Below are 18,429 nucleotides of genomic sequence, written 5' to 3'. Positions count from 1 at the left end.
TCAAGGTTGTTTCAGCACAAGCCATTCTAAGTCTAGAAAAACTCAAGAGAAACACGGAACAATTGCTCCACCCGTTTCACTTGGCCAGCAAGCGCGAACATCACCACACGATCGCCGGCCTTCACGGTCGTCTCTCCGTCTGGCATAATCACTTTCGACCCTCGCAAAATAGCACCAATACGAAGACCGTCTGGCAAGTCTAGGTCTCGCAGATGCGCGCCAACTAATGGTGAGGTGTCAAGCGCCTCAGCTTCTATCACCTCAGCAGCACCATCTTGAAGCGAGTGTACCTGGCGGATACGCCCTTTGCGAACATGCTGCAAAACACGCGAAATCGTCACCTGGCGCGGGTTAACATAGGCATCGATGCCAAGCGATTGGGCTAGAGGTGGATAGGAACTGTTGTTGATAAGCGCCAAGTTCTGCCGCACGCCCAAACGCTTAGCCATAACGCAGGAGAGGATGTTAACTTGGTCATCGTTGGTCAGCGCAACCATCGTATCTGTTTGGCCAATGTCACTCTCGTTCAATATATCTTGGCTGAGAGCGCTGCCGTGCAAGATGACGGTTCGCGAGAGATCGTCGGCAATTTCAACCGCGCGCTCTCGATCTTGCTCAATGATTTTCACCTTGGTGCGTGATTGGCGTGCTTCAAGAGCTTGCGCCACATAGAGGCCGATATTGCCTCCGCCGGCGATCACCACCCGACTTGCTTCAGTCTCTTCACGGCCAAAGATACCAAGCGTGCGCCGGACCTGATCGCGATCAGCGGCAAAGTAGGCCACATCACCAGCAAGCATGGCATCATCAGAGCGCGGGACAAACATGCTGTCGTTGCGCAACACACCGACCACTGTGGCTTTGAGTTCCGGAAAGAGACCAGACAGCTGACGCAGAGGAGTGTCGATCACAGGACAGTCTTCACGCAGATAAACACCAACGACCGAGATACGCTCATCGGCAAAGCGCGCTGAATCCAACGCGCCTGGCAACGCCAACCGACGGAGCACCATCTCGCCGACCTCAATCTCAGGCGAGATAATGACATCAATTGGCAGATTATCGCGTGAAAACAGCGAAGCGTACTGCTTCTCCAGATAGCTCTGCGCACGGATGCGTGCGACTTTTGTCGGCACATTGAAAAGAGAGTGGGCCACCTGACAGGCGATCATGTTCACCTCATCATACAAGGTGACAGCAACGATCATATCAGCCTGCTCAATGCCTGCCTGCACCAGGGCATCAGGGTGCGATCCGTGACCAACAACACCACGCACATCCAAAGAGTCTCGGATCGCTTGCACGAGGCGTGCAGAAGTATCGATAACAGAGACGTCGTTGTTTTCACGCGACAATCGCTCTGCGATACCAAAGCCAACCTGCCCTGCCCCGCAAATCACTACTCGCATCGGCTATGGAGTCCCTGTGTTCTGTTCGTGATGAATATCGCGTCGAGCGCGATCATCCATCGCTCACTGGTCGCACATTTCAAGCCGATGTGCCAATCACCCGTTAAGGCCCAATGACTTGAGTTTTCGGTGCAAGGCGGAGCGTTCCATGCCGATAAACTCTGCAGTCTTAGAGATGTTCCCGTTAAACCGATTGATTTGAGAAGAAAGATAGTCTCGCTCAAACAACTCTCGCGCATCACGAAGAGGCATGCCCATAAGATGTTCACTGCCCATACTAGCCGTTTTTGGGAGCAGCGATGAAACGTCCGGCGGCAAGAGATCCGCGGTCACGTGAGAACCATTTTCGCCGCGTGCTAAGATCATTAAGCGTTCTACATTGTTTCGCAGTTGGCGCACATTTCCTGGCCAATCGTGCGTTTGTAGGATGGTCATAGCGTCATCGGCGATCTGACGCGTTGGCAGACCGCTGGCTTTAGAAAGCTGTTGCATAAAGTGTTGGACGAGTTCTGGGATATCTGAACGCCGCTCAGCAAGCGAGGGCACCGGAAGCGGCACGACGGCCAGACGGTGATAGAGGTCGGAACGAAACGCATCAGTTTCAATCAGCGGTTCCAGCGGTACTGAAGACGATGACAACACGCGCACATCCACCTGCACACGCGTTGATCCCCCAACACGGGTAAATGTTTGATCGACCAAGACACGCATGATCTTGGATTGGGTATCGCGCGGCATTTCTGACACTTCATCAAGATAAAGCGTCCCGCCATGAGCCTCTTCAAGCGCCCCAACCTTACGAGGTGTACCTGGCTCGGCTTCGGTTCCAAAAAGCTCCAACTCCATTGTTTCGGGAGAGATGTTGGCGGCATTAAGCACCACAAACGGCCCGTTGGAGCGACGGGATTTGTCGTGGATTGCACGAGCAACCAGTTCTTTGCCGCTGCCCGACGCCCCCATAATCATAACCCGTGAGTTCGTGGGTGCGAGGCGGTCGATCTGTGCCCGTAGCGTGTTCATTTCCTGCGAGGATCCAACAAGTGTGTATTCAACACCTGATGTTTGGCGCAGTTCGCTAATTTCGCGCTTTAGGGCCGTTGTCTCCAGAGCACGCATAGCAACATGAAGCAGGCGATCAGACTTGAAAGGCTTTTCAATAAAGTCAAAAGCACCCGTCTTGATAGCATTCACGGCTGTATCGATCGTGCCGTGGCCCGAAATCATCACCACGGGCAAGTCTGGATAAGAAGATCTGACAACATCCAGAAGCTGCATACCGTCCAGCCGGCTTCCTTGCATCCAGATATCCAAGAAGACTAGATTTGGGCGACGTTTCTCGATCGCCTGCAAAGCTTCGTCTGCGTTGCCAGCAAGCCTGGTGGTGTACCCTTCATCGTCCAGAATACCAGCGACGAGTTCGCGGATGTCAGCCTCATCATCAACGATTAGAATATCACCACTCACGCGTTATGCTCCTTCACCTGCTGCGACGCGTATCCATCGTCGGCAAAAGGCTGTTCGTTTGTATCTTGATTGTCTTTTGACTCCGCATCGCTTCCAGCGGCAGGCAGGGTCAATCGAACTAGGGCGCCATGTGTCGGTACGCTGGCTTGCTCGCCGTCAAGCAGACGCAAAGTTCCTCCGTGGTCCTCCACAATGCGCCGCACAATGGCCAAACCCAATCCAGTACCCTTCTCACGAGTCGTCATGTAAGGCTCAAGCAATTGCGCGCGGCCTGTCTTGGGAAATCCGATGCCATCGTCAGCGACATCCACGATGTACATTCCATCCTCTCGCCGCCGCGCATTCACTTGTACATGACCTTCAGGGCTGGCCTCGCCGTCCTGCTCACCACGTGAGGTAATACCCTCGGCGGCGTTCTTGAGAAGGTTGGTGAACACATGTCCCATCAATCGGCCATCAAGTGAGAGCGGCATCCCACCGGGTTCAAGCTCGGCGGTGAAACGAATGTCAGGGTATCCGTTATCCATGAGGAAAACTGTGTCGCGGATCACAGTCGCCAAGTCGCCGGGAGCAAACTCTGGCTTCGGCATCCGAGCGAAGGACGAGAATTCATCGACCATCTTGCCGATATCTTCGACTTGGCGAATGATCGTGTCTGTACACTGGTCAAACACTTCGGTGTCTTCCGTCAGTTTCTTCCCATAACGACGCTTCAATCGCTCGGCAGATAGCTGGATAGGCGTGAGCGGATTTTTGATTTCATGAGCAATACGCCGAGCAATGTCGGCCCATGCGCTCGAGCGCTGGGCAGCAACCAAGTCAGACACATCGTCAAACGTCATAACTGCACCTTGAATAGCGCCATCATCACTGGCTTCGACAGTAATGTTGACTGTCAGAATACGCTGATGCTCCCCTCTCTCGATGCGAACTTCGCGAGCAGGTCGTCGACCGAGCTGCTCATTGATAGAGCCAGAAAAAAGCGAGGAAAATTCTGGAACTGCCGTGCTGATGGAACGCCCCAACATTGCGGCTTCTTCGACGTCGAGCAACTGGCAGGCCGATCGGTTCATCAGCGTGATACGCATAGCGCGATCAACACCAATCACCCCCGCCGACACACCCGCCAGCACTGCCTCGGTGAACCTTCGGCGACCATCGATCTGATCTTTCGCATCAACAAGCTCGTTTCGCTGCGAACGCAGGTCATTTGTCATTCGATTGAAGCTTTGACCAAGCACCGCCAGATCACCTTCTTCGCGACGAACCGGAACCTGAACATAGAGATTCCCAGCTGAAATCTGTTGTGCTGCAACCATGAGACGACGCACAGGAAGCACGAGGCGATCAGCAAAGCTGATGGCTATCCACATCGCCGCAAGCAGCATGATCAACGCCAGCCCGAGGAACATAAAACCAAAGGAAAGTTGCACACCGAACCGCCGGTCCTGCATGGCCTGAAACTCGGTGGCATTCTGCTCGGTCACCAACAGGTACTGAACCACGCGCGGATCCACGGCGCGGGCAATGAAAAGGTAGACGTTGTTGAATTCCGGCAGTCGAATAAGACCCGCAATTTGGTTGGTTGTACCGGGCGGAATCAATACCGGCTCATCGCCGGTCACCCTTGCAATCATCGACGGATCAGGCTGTCGATAGCCTTCAGCAAACCGTGTGTCAGCCCGCAAAATCTCAATGCCATCTGCGCCGACAATGGAAAGATAAGGAATAGAACGCACCGCCGCGATATTCGACATATGCTCAGCAAAACGCTCTGGGTCGAAGTCATACAGCGGTTTGGAACGATCAAGCTCACTGGCGACCGCCGTCAGCTCCACGTTGAGGACTTGACGGTACTCATCCAGATAAGCGCGCGCGACAACAAGCGAAAAATCCACCATTGATTGTGTGCGCTCGGAGAACCAACGGTCTAGCCCTCGATCGAGAGTCAAGGTCGCAACTATTGCCACCAGCACAGCGGGCACGGCAGCAATAAGACTGAAAAGCACCAATATCCGTGTGTGTAACCGTGCACCTGCTTTACGTTCGCGCCGGGCCAGTATGATCTTTCGCACTTCAAGACCAATAAGCAGAACAAGCGCGAACACTGCTGCAGCATTCAGCACCACAAGACGGACCACGACGTCACGGGTCGGAATGATGGCGGTAGAACCGGTCAGTATCGCAAATGTCACGCCAGCCAACACCACCGAGAGCACGACAAGCATAGGCGCAAGCAACCGTGAACGTGAGCGGCGCGTTTCGTTCATTACAGTTGGTTTTGAACTGACGGCATCAACCAAGCGAGAGGTGCTCCAGGCGCAGCAAGGTTCGTCCAGCACGGGAGAACCAAAGAATCGACAACCACGTCACTGTGGCATGCGAGGCACACCAGTGTTGTTTATTTATGACAAAAAAGAGGTCAGTGGCCAGATAAACGGCAAGGACTGTCTGTTTCGGCGCGGATCAGCGTTAACGGGAACCTCGAATGACCTGGATATCCAAGTCACGAATTTTCTTGCGCAACGTGTTCCGATTAAGCCCGAGAAGTTCAGCGGCTTTGATCTGGTTGCCCCGTGTGGCGGCTAGAGCGACAGAAAAAAGCGGGATTTCGAGCTCCTTAAGCATGCGGTGATAGAGCCCAGGCGGCGGAAGATCGTCCCCAAAGTCCTTAAAGTAGCGCACCAAGTGGCGCTCGATAGAAACAGACAGCCCTTCGTCCGCATCGACCTGCTCTCCCGACGGAGCAATGCCGGTAACCGCTGTGCGCAATTCATCTTCGACAATCGGCGCGGTTATCACATCCTGAGGGTAGAGCGCAGCAAGACGCCGAACCAGGTTCTCAAGCTCACGAATGTTGCCAGGCCAACGATACTGACGCAGCACATCCAGCGCGGCACCATCAATTTGCTTTGCCGGCAAACCCTCTTCAACCGCTTGGGCAAAGAAGTGCCGCACAAGATCGGGCACATCTTCGGTACGCTCACGCAAAGGTGGCAGACGCAAGGGAACCACATTGAGACGAAAGAAAAGGTCCTCGCGAAAGAGGCCCTGATTGATAAGCTGACGCAGATCCTTGTTGGTTGCAGCCACGATCCGCACGTCGGAACGTATCGCTGTACGGCCACCAACCGTGGTGTACTCGCCTTGCTGCAAAACCCGCAGGAGGCGCGTCTGCGCGTCCATCGGCATGTCGCCGATCTCATCGAGAAAAAGCGTGCCGCCCTCGGCTTGTTCAAACCGACCAACGACACGATTCTGTGCCCCTGTGAACGCACCCTTCTCGTGACCAAACAGTTCAGTTTCAATCAGGTCGCGCGGTATGGCAGCCATATTTATGGCAACAAAAGGGCCTTTGGCACGGCGGCCAAACTCATGAAGAGCCCTTGCAACAAGCTCTTTGCCAGTGCCGGATTCTCCCGAGATCGTTACGGTTAAATCCGTCTGCATCAGGCGTGCCAAAACCCGATAAATCTCTTGCATGGCTGCCGACCGGCCAACCAGCGGCATGTTTTCAGCGCCCTCTTCGACGGAAGGAGCACCTATGGCCTTGCGTTTGGGTTCGGCCATCGCGCGTCCAACAATGGCAATCAGCTCTTTCAGATCAAAAGGCTTGGGCAGATAATCGTAAGCGCCTTTTTCGGATGCGCGCACCGCTGTCATGAACGTGTTTTGCGCGCTCATTACGATGATAGGCAGATCTGGCCTTGCCTTCTTCATACGCGGGAGCAAGTCAAAGGCATTCTCATCCGGCATCACCACATCAGTGATGACGAGATCACCCTCGCCTTCACTCACCCATCGCCACAGCGACGTCGCGTTCGACGTCACGCGCACGGAGTAGCCAGCACGCGTCAGCGCCTGATTGAGCACAGTGCGGATAGCCGCATCATCGTCAGCGATCAAAACCGTTTGGCTTCGTTGAGGCATTGGGGGGTTCCTAATCGGTCAAACGTTCAAGCAGTTACACGGAGAGGTTTGGAGTGTTTTCAGCCGGTCGATAAATCGGCATCATCACTTTGAAAGTTGCGCCACGCTCATGGTTCTCGCACTCCACAACCCCACCATGATCGCGGATAATCTTGGCAACCAACGCCAATCCCAAGCCACTGCCATTGGATTTAGTTGTTACAAACGGATCAAAAAGATTGGGCACCAAATCGTGCGGGATACCGCCCCCATTGTCGTGAATGGAGAACTCCAGGGGCAGAGTAAGCCGCTTTGCGCTGCCTGGCACAGACAGCCGAATACCAGGCTTAAAACCCGTGGAGAGAACAATCTCGCCATCGGAAGCCGAACCAATAGCCTCACACGCGTTCTTCACGAGGTTCAAAAACACTTGAACCATCTGGTCTCTATTGGCGAAAACCGCGGGAAGTGAAGGATCGTAGCGTTCGACAAAATGTATGTGGCTGCCGAAGCCGTTTTCCGCCAAGCGCTTCACATGCTCCAACACAGTGTGGATGTTGACGGGCCCTCGCTCCACCGGACGTTCGTCGGAAAACACCTCCATCCGATCGACCAGTTTGACAATGCGATCAGCTTCGTCGGTGATGAGTTGGGTCAGTGCGCGGTCTTCGTCCTCCACGCTGCCTTCCAACAACTGCGCAGCCCCACGAATACCCGAAAGTGGGTTCTTGATTTCGTGCGCCAACATGGCGGCCAGTCCGCTGACCGAACGCGCTGAGGATTGCGAGGTAAGTTGCCGATCAAGCTTGCGCGTGCGCGCTTGGGGATGCAGCGTCAAAGCAATGGCTGAAACTGGGCCACCCTGGCCTTCGTCGGCAGAAGCCTCGACAATGGGAACTGCATAGACGTCCACAAGCATATCGTCAGGTTGACGTGGGCTTGAAAGATCGACGCCGTAGGCCGTCAAGGGGGCATTGTCAGCTGCAACTTGATCTATCGTTGTGAACACTGGGCTACCAAAGGGTACAAAGTGTTTCAGCCCTTCACGCCGCATGATCGCAAGCGATGTGCGAAAGAACACCTCAGCCGCGTTGTTGGCCTCAAGTATTTGAAACTGCTCATCAACCAGCAATGCTGCGTGTGGCAGCGCGTTGAGCAGCCTAACTTGAAGGCGTTCACTGTCGCGCGTTTCGATACTCATGCTGCGCGCGCCTTGAACATATCGCCTGACAAATCAGTATTCGCGCCGCTTTCCCGTCCAACTGGTCGAAGCCAAACTGCATCGGCCCACACAGACAGGATCACCGGCACGACGTCGTTTGGATCATCGCTACCGAACAGCACATCACGCTCTCTGGTTTCCAACGGCCTCTGAAGGTCGGTTGTATCGAGATACCAGCCAAAGTGTTTGCGGGCGATGCGAACGCCCAACGGCACACCCCTGTGCACGGCATGATGCGAAACAAGGGCCTGATAGTGCTCAGCAATCAAGTCAACCGGTTTGGGCAGTTCCGACAGAAATGCTTGAGGGTCGTCGCTTGCCAAATAGCCAGGTAGCCACGGTCGACCGTAGGCGCCACGTCCTACCATCACCGCATCTCCACCGCTCTCTTGCAAGATGCGCTTTGCATCAGCGCTAGAGACCACATCGCCATTGGCAACAAGAGGCACATCGATCGCGTTTTTCACCGCTGCGATAGTCGGCCAATTGGCCAACCCTTTGTAGAACTGGCAGCGTGTGCGCCCATGCACAGTGATCATCTGCACCCCAGCTTCACACGCACGGCGCGCTAGCTCTGGTGCGTTGATAGTCTTGTCATCCCATCCGAGGCGCATCTTCAGCGTGACCGGCAAAGACACGGCATCAACCGTTTCCTCAACAAGTGTGAGCGCATAGTCTAAATCGCGCATCAATGCGGAACCCGAGTACCCTGAAGTGACCTTTTTGGCCGGACATCCCATATTGATATCGATGACGCTGGCGCCCGCGCCTTCAGCAATCTTGGCTGCTTCACCCATCCATTGGGCCTCTCGGCCTGCGATCTGAACCACCGACGTCTCTAGGCCGCTCACATCCATCCGCAACCGCGAGTCAGGATTATCGACCACCAACTCCTGACTGGCCACCATCTCGCTGACGACCAAGCCAGCCCCAAGCTTGTTGGCCAAGTGACGAAAAGGCAGGTCTGTTACACCGGACATTGGAGCAAGCAAAACGCGATTGCGGGCCGATGCCTTCGCAATAGGCATTGGCGTACCGATTTCCGGTACGGACGACCCGAGCGGATCGTTTTCCAACTCAACACCTGATGCATAATTGACCATTATGCATGCATGGCTAATTTTTCAGCACATTGCAATGCTCTTCGTGCTCATCGTCAAGTGGAAGAGCGGCAGAGTTAACAGGCAAACGCAATAGACCGCGTTGAACGCACGACTCCCTTCCCGACCGAAGCTCGTCACGATATGCCTCCTCATATGTCGAACCAAACCTCACCAGCAACCAACACTCGTTATGCATGCGCCATCGTCTTGGCCGCAGGTCATGGTCGCCGAGCCCGTGAAACAACTACCGAGCACGGCGTTGCCAAACAGTTCGTTGAGTTGGAAGGCAAACCGCTTCTTGCCTGGAGCTTGCATACGCTCTCCTCGCATAAAGATGTAGCAACAGTTGTGCTTGTTTTGCCCGCATCAGAGACCAACGCGGGGGCTTGGAAACGTTATGTTGCCGAAGGGGTCAGCTTCTTCGCGGTCCCTGGCGGCGCCTCGCGACGTGAAAGCACGCTGGTAGGCCTTCAAGCGTGGGCCGCTTCAGATGCCTATCAGCCAGATAGCGCTGTTCTTGTTCACGATGGGGCAAGGCCTTTTGCCTCGACCGGCCTCATCGACCGGTTGTTGAATGGGTTAGAAAACGCACTGGGGGCGATCCCTTGCTTACCTGTCACGGACACATTGAAAACACGACATGATGACTGGCTAGCAAACGGCCCTGACCGCAGCACTCTGACAACGGTTCAAACGCCACAAGCCTTTCATGGAGAAACACTGCTGAACGCACACAGAGCAGTTGAAGCTAACAGACCCGAGACACTCTTCACCGATGACGCCAGCATCATGGAATGGGCTGGGCATAGCTGTATCGGAATCAATGGAGAAGCAGACAACATCAAGATCACCACGCCTCGGGATTGGCAGCATGCGCACGCCATTATCCAAACGAAAGAGAACTCCATGTTGGAACCGCGCACCGGACTTGGCTACGATGTTCACCGCCTGGTCCCCGGAGATGGTGTATGGCTTTGCGGTCATTTCATCCCCCATACCCATAAACTGGACGGACATTCTGATGCGGATGTGGGGCTCCACGCCCTAACCGACGCGCTCTTAGGGACCATAGGCGAAGGGGATATCGGCACGCATTTCCCGCCATCAGATTCAACATGGAAAGGCGCGGCGTCACACTTGTTTGTCCGTCACGCTGCCAATCTGATCAGAAAAGCAGGCGGAAAGATCATCAATGTCGATGTAGCACTGGTTGCTGAAAACCCTAAAATTGGGCCTCACCGTGACGCCATGATCAAGGTAATGGCCGAAGCTTTGGGCATCAGCAAGCAGCGCGTTTCCGTTAAAGCAACGACCAATGAACGAATGGGTTTTGCGGGCCGCGAAGAGGGTATTGCTGCCTTCGCCACTGCGAGCGTGATGGTACCTTCAGATGAATGATCTTCACGATCAAGCGCGCCATCTTCTCAAACAATTGGAAGCTCATCGGCTGATGATAGCGACTGCTGAGTCGTGCACGGGAGGGATGATCGCAGCCACACTGACCGAGATCGCGGGTTCGTCAGCGGTGGTGGACCGAGGGTTTGTGACATACTCCAACGGCGCCAAAACTGAAATGTTGGGCGTTCCTGCTGCATTGATCAACGAGCATGGCGCTGTAAGTGAGCCGGTTGCCAGGGCTATGGCCGAAGGTGCCTTGGCGCGCGCTGGCGCTGACATCTGCGTGTCCGTTACCGGCGTAGCAGGACCAAGCGGCGGCTCAGCAGAGAAACCCGTTGGCACTGTTCATTTTGGATGCGCTCGAAGAGGGCAAGCAACCGTACACAGCCACAGACTGTTTGACGGTATGGACCGTTCGGAAGTTCGGCAGGCGAGCGTTCTGCATGCTTTTGAGTTGGTTGAAAAAATACTCTAGGCCGCGCTTTCGGTTCCATAGAGTTGATCAGCACGAGCTTCGAAAGCGCTGGAAAACTTGCGAAAAGCCCGATCAAACATCGCCCCCATAAGCGAGGCCAAAGCGCGTGAACGAAATTCGTAGTCGATGAAAAACTCGACCACGCAACGCCCCTCGCCTGTCTCTTCAAAGCGCCAACGGTTTTCCATCTTCTTGAACGGGCCATCCAAGTAAGTGACCAGGATTTCTCGCTTATCTGGATCGAGCTCAACACGGGACGTAAAGGTCTCTTTGAACACCTTGTACGCCACCGTCATGTCAGCAACGACGACCGACCGGTTCCCTTCCAAGGGCGATTCCCCGCGGACGCGCAGACTCTGGCAAAGTGGAACAAACTCTGGATAAGCGCGCACGTCGGCAACAAGCGCGAACATATCGTCTGCGCTATGCTGAACCATATGGCGGGTCGTGAAGTGCGGCATATGTGCTCCCCGGGCACGATCTTAGGCATCGAATGCCAGATATGGCAGCGAAAACTAGCATGACAAAGCGCTGAAAGCCTACGCGCTATGCGTGAACAGATCGTTTGAGACACAATATCGTTCAAGGGCCGCACCTTGGTCATAGTGTCTCATCATAGCGGGTCATTCGCACTTCCACCTCAACCATGAGTCTTTGATGAAACACTACAGAAATGCCCTGGCCACAGTTCTGGCCTCATTTGCCCTGCTAACCAGCGCACAGGCGCAACAGACCAACACGGCGACCCTTCCGCTTGCTCCTCACCAGGAGAGCATCGAAGACCGTGATGTCTCCTTCCTTGCGTACGATCTGGAGACAAACACACGTTACGTTTTAGAAGGCAGTGATCTGCAAAGCCGCCACGCGCCTTGGTCTACGTTCAAGATACCCAACTTGATTATTGCGTTGGACAGCGGCTTTACACCCGACCTAGACACAGTGCGGCCTTGGGATCAACAAACGCGTCCCGCCAGTTTCTGGTGGCCTGACGCTTGGCGTCAGGAGCAAAGCCTACGCACGGCTTTTCAGCGATCTGCTGTTTGGTACTTTCGCGATATTGCCCAGCATGTTGGCGCCTCCACCTATCGGACGCAACTGACCGCTTGGGACTATGGCAATGCAGGCGCTCCGGACGGTTCGGACTCGTTCTGGCTGTCAGGCGCCTTGGAGATATCTGTTGAAGAGCAAGTGGCTTTTCTCGCAAGTCTCCTTACAGGAGAGCTTGGTGTACCAGACGCTCAACTCGCTGCCCTAACAGAGGCCAGCCTGGCGCGCGAAATTAATGAACATGCACTGCACGGAAAGACTGGGGGCGGTCCGGTCGTATCAGGAAACTTCTCAGGCCCATTCGAGGGTTGGTATGTCGGCTTTGTTGATCGAACAAACGCCATGCCGGTCGTTTTCGCCCTGCACACCCAAGGGCCAAGCTGGAACTCCATCCGCGAGTTCAGGCAGTCATTCACAACGCGTTTGCTGATCGAAGCCAACCTGCTTCCAGCAGGCTTTGGCGACTAAAATCCCTGGGTCTTCATCCTAGCATCACGCAGTTTGGCGAAGTCGTCGCCTGCGTGATGCGAAGAGCGCGTCAAAGGACTGGATGAAACCATCAGAAAGCCCTTCGCATAGGCGATGGTCTCGTAGGCCTTAAACTCCTCAGGCGTCACAAATTTCTTTACCGGGTGATGCTTGCGAGTGGGCTGAAGGTACTGACCGATAGTCAGAAAATCGACGCCAGCGGCGCGCAGATCGTCCATAACCTGAAGCACTTCGTTGCGCTCTTCACCCAAGCCGACCATGATGCCGGATTTGGTGAACAGGGTTGGATCGACTTCCTTCACCAGTTGAAGCAAGCGGATCGAATGGAAGTAGCGTGCGCCAGGGCGAACCGTCAGATAGTTTGACGGCACCGTCTCCAGATTGTGGTTGAACACATCAGGTTTGGCACGTGCAACCTGCTCAATAGCACCATTTTTACGCAGGAAGTCAGGCGTCAGGATTTCGACCGTGGTTCCCGGCGATGTGTCGCGAATGGCATCGATCACCTCAACAAAGTGCTGAGCACCACCATCATCAAGGTCATCTCGATCCACGGACGTGATCACAACGTGCTTCAGACCCATTTGCTCAACAGCATTGGCGATGCGACGAGGTTCATCGGAATCAAGCGCCGTCGGCACACCTGTGGCCACGTTGCAGAACGCACAAGCTCGCGTGCACACCTCGCCCATAATCATGAACGTGGCGTGTTTTTTATCCCAACATTCGCCGATGTTGGGGCAACCAGCTTCCTCACACACAGTGACGAGCTTGTTTTCACGCACGATGTCGTTCGTCTCATGGAAGCCTTTGGACACCGGCGCTCTCACGCGTATCCAAGATGGCTTCTTCAGAACATCGCTGTCAGCACGGTGCGCTTTTTCCGGATGCCGAGGCTTGGGCTTGCTGGCCGGGGCGTTCGATGCTGTGCGATCAATCAGCGTGACCATGGGGTCTCCTGAGGTTTTGACGGCCAGAAAGCCGTCAATTGCAAACCTGTGCTAGCGTTTGATCATCCGCAGCACCCAGAGGAGCACAATCGCACCGATGGTTGCCACGACCAGGCTTCCTAAAAAGCCGTAGAACGCGATACCGACCGCGTTGGCCAAGAAACCGCCGATGAACGCGCCCACGACACCGACAATCAAATTTGTCAGCAGCCCGTGACGTGAGTTCATCACTTTCTCAGCAATCCAACCGGCCAAAATGCCAATCACGATAAAACCAATCCAACCCACACCCTGCATGTCCAATATCCTTTTTGTATTTGGCGTTGCGCCAGTGATCTTAGCTAATAAGAGCTGAGAGGCAGTTCAACCGCTCGACCTTGATCCATCTATGTGTGGATTACCCGATCATAGGCATCAAGCACGCTTTCATGCATCATTTCTGAAAGCGTTGGGTGCGGGAAGACGGTATGCATCAAGTCTTCTTCGGTAGTCTCCAAGTTCATCGCCACGACGAAGCCTTGGATCAATTCAGTCACTTCGGCGCCAACCATATGCGCACCAAGCAACTGCCCGGTTTTCTTGTCGAACACCGTTTTCACCAAGCCATCTGGCTCGCCAAGGGCAATCGCCTTACCGTTTCCAACAAACGGGAACCGACCAACCTTCACCTCATGACCAGCCTCTTTGGCCTTGGCCTCAGTGAGACCAACTGAAGCCACCTGTGGGTTGCAGTAGGTGCAGCCTGGGATCTTCTTCTTGTCCATAGGATGGGCATCAAGACCTGCGATCTTCTCAACGCAGATCACACCCTCATGCTCGGCCTTGTGGGCGAGCATGGGAGGTCCGGCAACATCACCAATAGCGTAAATGCCCTTGACCGATGTGTTGCCATATCCGTCGACGGAGATGATGCCGCGATCGGTCTTCACGCCAAGCTTTTCCAAGCCAAGGTTTTCAATATTGCCGACGACACCCACAGCCGAAATCAGTTTCTCAGCTTCAATGACCTGAGACTTGCCGTCCTTGGTCTCAACGGTCGCCTTGATACCAGCACCGGCTTTTTCAACTTTGGAAACCTTGGCGCCAGTGATGATGTTCATGCCCTGCTTTTTGAACTGCTTGGCAGCGATTGCAGAGATTTCTGCATCCTCCACTGGCATAACTTGATCCATCATCTCGACGACCGTCACGTCCACGCCCATGGTGCGGTAGAAAGATGCAAACTCGATGCCGATGGCACCGGAGCCCATAACCAGCAAGCTTTTCGGCATTGATGGGGGAACCATCGCCTCAAAATACGTCCAGATGGTTTTACCGTCAGGTTCAATGCCCGGGATCACGCGCGGCCGCGCGCCCGTGGAAATCACGATGTGTTTGGCGGTGTAGGTGCCCTCGCCCTTGGTGCCTTTCGGTGCTGGGTGGGCAGGCTCCATCGCGGCCTTGGTTGGTTTGCCAACCTTCACTTCACCGGGCTTGGTGATCGTGGCTTCACCCCAGATCACATCCACCTTGTTCTTCTTCATCAGGAAGCCAACACCACCATTCAGCTGAGCGGAAACGCCACGCGAGCGTTTGACCACGGCTGACGCGTCAAAGCCGATCTTTTCCGCCGACAGACCGTAGTCTTTGGCGTGTTCCATATAATGGTAGATCTCAGCTGAGCGCAGCAGAGCTTTGGTAGGAATACAGCCCCAGTTGAGACAGATACCGCCAAGATGCTCACGCTCAACGACCGCCGTCTTCATGCCAAGCTGAGCGGCGCGAATGGCGGCGACATAGCCACCCGGCCCGCCGCCAATAATGATGATGTCGTAAGCGTCTGCCACGGATCGTCTCCCGTTTGGTTTCTCAACCGGGAGACTGGCTGCACTCTCGCTAGACTGCGTTGCTCAGCATCCCGAAGATTTCATCCTTGAGCTGCATTCGCTCTTTGCGCATGGCTTCCATGTGCAAATCATCGGTTGGCTCAATATTTGTTTCAGCGCGATGAATAGCCCGGTTCACATCATGGTAAGCGTCAAACAGCTTGGCAAAATGTGCGTTATCTTGCTTCAGCTGATGCATCTTATCGGTGTGCTCTGGAAACTCCTCGGCCAATTCGTGGGGCACATGCGACACTCTTATTCTCCCTTGCTTTATGGTTCGCTCGTATTGGTTGAGCGGTCATATGGAGGGTTAGCCTGCGCCCCAATGATCTCCTTTGATCGCCATCAATGGCGGTTGCGAAAGCGGCCTACACCAGCATCGACATTGGATTTTCGATGTAGGACTTAAACGCCGCGAGCAACTCAGCCCCAAGGGCGCCATCAACACACCTGTGATCGGTGGAAAGAGTCACCGTCATCACGGTCGCAATGGCCAGAGCGCCATCCTTGACGACTGGTCTTTGTTCACCAGCACCAACCGCAAGGATCGTGGCGTGCGGCGGGTTCACGACAGCTGAGAAGTTGGACACGCCCATCATACCCATATTGGAAACAGCCGTTGTACCGCCTTGATACTCCAGCGGCTGCAGTTTGCGGTCTTTCGCGCGCTTACCAAGATCTTTCATCTCGTTGGAAATGATGGAGAGCGACTTCTCTTCAGCGCGACGTACAATCGGCGTGATCAAACCACCCGGGATCGACACGGCAACACCAACATCGGCATGCTTGTGTTTGACCATATCATTGGCCGTCCAAGACACATTGGCATCTGGGACATCGCGCAGCCCCAAGGCCAGCGCCTTGATGACCATGTCATTGACAGAGAGCTTGTACGCGGGCTTCTCATCTTTAACTGGAGCCGATTTGTTCAGCTCGCTACGCAGCTTCAACAGCGCGTCCAATTGGCAATCCACCGACACATAAAAATGCGGGATCGTCTGCTTCGATTCTGTCAGACGGGCGGCAATCGTCTTGCGCATGCCGTCGTGTGGCACCAGTTCGTAAGACCCTTCTTCGAACAGCTTCAGGACAGCATCATCTGACATACCTTTAGCCGGCGCAGCTGTCGCTTGAGACGGGGCGGCTGCATTTGGTGAAGATGCAGCTTTGCTCGTACCGCCTGCGATGGCAGCTTCCACATCGGCTTTCACAACCCGCCCGCGTGGGCCCGTTCCGGTTACCGAGGAAAGATCAACACCATTTTGTTTGGCGATACGGCGTGCAAGGGGTGAAGCAATCACCCTATCTCCCGATGCGGCAACAGGCGCTGGGCCTGCCGGAGCGGACAGTGCAGTCGGAGCAACGTCTGGCGTAGCAGCAGGGGCATCGACTTGAGCGCTCGCAGCTTGCGGAGGAGCAGATGCTGCTGCCGATGTATCTATGGCTGAAGCATCTTCACCATCTTCCAACAGCACAGCAATCAGCTCGTTGACCTTCACACCGGCAGTGCCATCGGGAACAACGATCTTGCCAACAGTGCCTTCGTCGACGGCTTCCACTTCCATGGTCGCTTTGTCCGTCTCGATTTCGGCAAGCACGTCACCAGACGTGACGCTATCGCCTTCCTTCACCAACCATTTGGCAAGGTTGCCCTCTTCCATCGTCGGAGACAGGGCGGGCATCAGAATATTGATGGGCATCGCTTGGGTCTCCTAGGACTTGTAGGTCACGGCTTTCACCGCCTCGATAACCTCGCCGACGTTGGGTAGCGCAAGTTTTTCGAGGTTGGCCGCATAGGGCATTGGAACATCCTTGCCAGCAATGCGGATCACCGGCGCATCAAGATCGTCGAACGCCTTTTCCATCAGCTGAGAAGAAATCTCCGAGCCGATGGAGCAAACTGGGAAGCCTTCCTCGACCGTTACGCAGCGATTGGTTTTACGCACGGATGCAATGACTGTATCGATATCCATGGGCCGCAAGGTGCGCAGGTCGATAACCTCCGCGGAGATGCCCATACCAGCCAACTCATCGGCTGCCTTGGTGGCGTAGGTCATCCCGATACCAAACGAAACAATGGTGACATCAGAGCCTTCGCGAGCAATCCGCGCTTTACCGATTGGCAGCACATAATCGTCAAGCTTCGGCACATCGAAGGTTTGGCCGTAGAGAATTTCATTCTCCAAGAAGACCACCGGGTTTGGATCACGAATAGCAGCTTTCAAAAGACCCTTCGCATCAGCCGCAGAATAAGGCTGAATAACCTTGAGACCTGGGACATGACTGTACCAAGCGGCATAGTCTTGGCTGTGCTGCGCCGCCACGCGAGCGGCAGCACCGTTGGGGCCGCGGAACACAATTGGCGCTCCCAGCTGACCACCTGACATATACAATGTCTTGGCCGCTGAGTTGATGATGTGATCGATGGCCTGCATGGCGAAGTTAAACGTCATAAACTCAACGATCGGGCGCAATCCCGTGAGCGCTGCACCAACGCCAACACCGGCAAACCCGTGCTCAGTGATCGGTGTATCGATCACGCGGCGTGCGCCAAACTCCTGCAACAAGCCTTGGGTGATCTTATAGGCACCCTGATATTCAGCGACCTCTTCTCCCATGATGAAAACATCATCGCTGGAGCGCATTTCCTCCGCCATCGCATCACGCAATGCTTCGCGAACTGTTGTCGGCACCATTTCTGTTCCAGCAGGAAGATCCGGGTCAGATGGAGCAACACTCTCCACCGGCGCGGCTGGTACAACAGGCGCTGACGGCACGGGCGCTTCAGCGGATGGAGCGTTATCCGCAGCAGGTGCTGGAGCGGAAGAGCCAGAGCCAATAGCGGAGGCATCCTCGCCATCTTCCAGCAGCACGGCAATGATCTCGTTGACTTTCACCGCGTCCGTGCCTTCGGCAATCATAATCTTGCCGAGCACGCCTTCATCAACGGCTTCAACTTCCATAGTCGCTTTGTCGGTCTCGATCTCGGCCAGAACATCACCAGACGAAACCGAGTCGCCCTCGGCCTTCAGCCACTTGGCAAGCTTGCCCTCTTCCATTGTCGGCGAGAGCGCAGGCATCAAAATATCAATCGGCAT

16 protein-coding genes are annotated in these 18,429 nt (G+C 54.9%); 3 read left to right on the top strand and 13 right to left on the bottom strand.

Annotation, left to right across the window (positions count from 1 at the left end; all coding sequences use genetic code 11):
• Positions 1-32: 32 nt before the first annotated feature.
• The 6 genes from trkA to dusB form a co-directional block, all read right to left on the bottom strand.
• The gene (gene trkA / locus ABWH92_RS13665) at positions 33-1,409 is read right to left on the bottom strand and encodes a Trk system potassium transporter TrkA (RefSeq protein WP_375569235.1); all 1,377 of its coding nucleotides are present in this window, start codon (positions 1,407-1,409) and stop codon (positions 33-35) included.
• Positions 1,410-1,505: 96 nt separating this feature from the next.
• A complete protein-coding gene (locus tag ABWH92_RS13660; protein WP_375569233.1) occupies positions 1,506-2,873 on the bottom strand; it encodes a sigma-54-dependent transcriptional regulator in 1,368 nt (455 codons plus the stop codon).
• Positions 2,870-5,143 carry an ATP-binding protein gene (locus ABWH92_RS13655; protein ID WP_375569232.1) on the bottom strand — a complete coding sequence of 758 codons (2,274 nt, stop codon included), beginning with the start codon at positions 5,141-5,143 and terminating at the stop codon, positions 2,870-2,872. The genes ABWH92_RS13660 and ABWH92_RS13655 overlap by 4 nt, the downstream gene beginning before the upstream one ends.
• Before the next feature lie 202 nt (positions 5,144-5,345).
• The gene (gene ntrC / locus ABWH92_RS13650; RefSeq protein WP_375569230.1) at positions 5,346-6,803 is read right to left on the bottom strand and encodes a nitrogen regulation protein NR(I); all 1,458 of its coding nucleotides are present in this window, start codon (positions 6,801-6,803) and stop codon (positions 5,346-5,348) included.
• A 34-nt stretch (positions 6,804-6,837) separates the two neighbouring features.
• Complete coding sequence (locus ABWH92_RS13645; RefSeq protein WP_375569228.1) at positions 6,838-7,983, bottom strand: nitrogen regulation protein NR(II); 1,146 nt, start codon at positions 7,981-7,983, stop codon at positions 6,838-6,840.
• Complete coding sequence (gene dusB, locus ABWH92_RS13640) at positions 7,980-9,032, bottom strand: tRNA dihydrouridine synthase DusB (protein ID WP_375574250.1); 1,053 nt, start codon at positions 9,030-9,032, stop codon at positions 7,980-7,982. The genes ABWH92_RS13645 and dusB overlap by 4 nt, the downstream gene beginning before the upstream one ends.
• Positions 9,033-9,260: 228 nt before the next feature.
• Here dusB and ABWH92_RS13635 point away from each other — a divergent pair, with 228 nt between their 5' ends.
• Together ABWH92_RS13635 and ABWH92_RS13630 are read left to right on the top strand one after the other, a co-directional pair.
• Positions 9,261-10,505: a bifunctional 2-C-methyl-D-erythritol 4-phosphate cytidylyltransferase/2-C-methyl-D-erythritol 2,4-cyclodiphosphate synthase gene (locus ABWH92_RS13635; protein WP_375569226.1), complete on the top strand. Its 1,245-nt coding sequence runs from the start codon at positions 9,261-9,263 to the stop codon at positions 10,503-10,505.
• The gene (locus tag ABWH92_RS13630; protein WP_375569224.1) at positions 10,498-10,980 is read left to right on the top strand and encodes a CinA family protein; all 483 of its coding nucleotides are present in this window, start codon (positions 10,498-10,500) and stop codon (positions 10,978-10,980) included. The genes ABWH92_RS13635 and ABWH92_RS13630 overlap by 8 nt, the downstream gene beginning before the upstream one ends.
• Here ABWH92_RS13630 and ABWH92_RS13625 read toward each other — a convergent pair.
• The gene (locus tag ABWH92_RS13625; protein WP_375569222.1) at positions 10,977-11,441 is read right to left on the bottom strand and encodes a type II toxin-antitoxin system RatA family toxin; all 465 of its coding nucleotides are present in this window, start codon (positions 11,439-11,441) and stop codon (positions 10,977-10,979) included. The genes ABWH92_RS13630 and ABWH92_RS13625 overlap by 4 nt on opposite strands.
• 196 nt (positions 11,442-11,637) lie before the next feature.
• Between ABWH92_RS13625 and ABWH92_RS13620 the strand changes: the two genes are divergently transcribed.
• Complete coding sequence (locus ABWH92_RS13620) at positions 11,638-12,495, top strand: penicillin-binding transpeptidase domain-containing protein (protein WP_375569221.1); 858 nt, start codon at positions 11,638-11,640, stop codon at positions 12,493-12,495.
• Here the strand turns inward: ABWH92_RS13620 and lipA are convergent.
• From lipA to ABWH92_RS13590, 6 genes are all read right to left on the bottom strand, one after another.
• Complete coding sequence (gene lipA / locus ABWH92_RS13615; RefSeq protein ID WP_375569219.1) at positions 12,492-13,466, bottom strand: lipoyl synthase; 975 nt, start codon at positions 13,464-13,466, stop codon at positions 12,492-12,494. The two genes, ABWH92_RS13620 and lipA, sit on opposite strands and share 4 nt — an antisense overlap.
• A gap of 51 nt (positions 13,467-13,517) precedes the next feature.
• Entirely contained in the window at positions 13,518-13,763 is a 246-nt protein-coding gene (locus ABWH92_RS13610; RefSeq protein WP_375569217.1) for a GlsB/YeaQ/YmgE family stress response membrane protein, read from the bottom strand.
• An 89-nt stretch (positions 13,764-13,852) separates the two neighbouring features.
• Complete coding sequence (gene lpdA, locus ABWH92_RS13605) at positions 13,853-15,292, bottom strand: dihydrolipoyl dehydrogenase (protein WP_375569215.1); 1,440 nt, start codon at positions 15,290-15,292, stop codon at positions 13,853-13,855.
• Positions 15,293-15,341: 49 nt separating this feature from the next.
• Positions 15,342-15,584 (bottom strand): YdcH family protein, encoded by a 243-nt coding sequence (locus ABWH92_RS13600; RefSeq protein ID WP_375569214.1) that lies wholly within the window; start codon positions 15,582-15,584, stop codon positions 15,342-15,344.
• 115 nt (positions 15,585-15,699) lie between these two features.
• Entirely contained in the window at positions 15,700-17,031 is a 1,332-nt protein-coding gene (locus tag ABWH92_RS13595; RefSeq protein WP_375569212.1) for a pyruvate dehydrogenase complex dihydrolipoamide acetyltransferase, read from the bottom strand.
• Between the two features lie 12 nt (positions 17,032-17,043).
• Positions 17,044-18,429 (bottom strand): pyruvate dehydrogenase complex E1 component subunit beta, encoded by a 1,386-nt coding sequence (locus tag ABWH92_RS13590; RefSeq protein WP_375569210.1) that lies wholly within the window; start codon positions 18,427-18,429, stop codon positions 17,044-17,046.

The sequence above is a fragment of the Ahrensia marina genome, assembly GCF_042140245.1.
Taxonomy (GTDB): Bacteria; Pseudomonadota; Alphaproteobacteria; order Rhizobiales; family MH13; genus MH13.
This window is presented reverse-complemented; position numbering and strand designations above follow the sequence as displayed.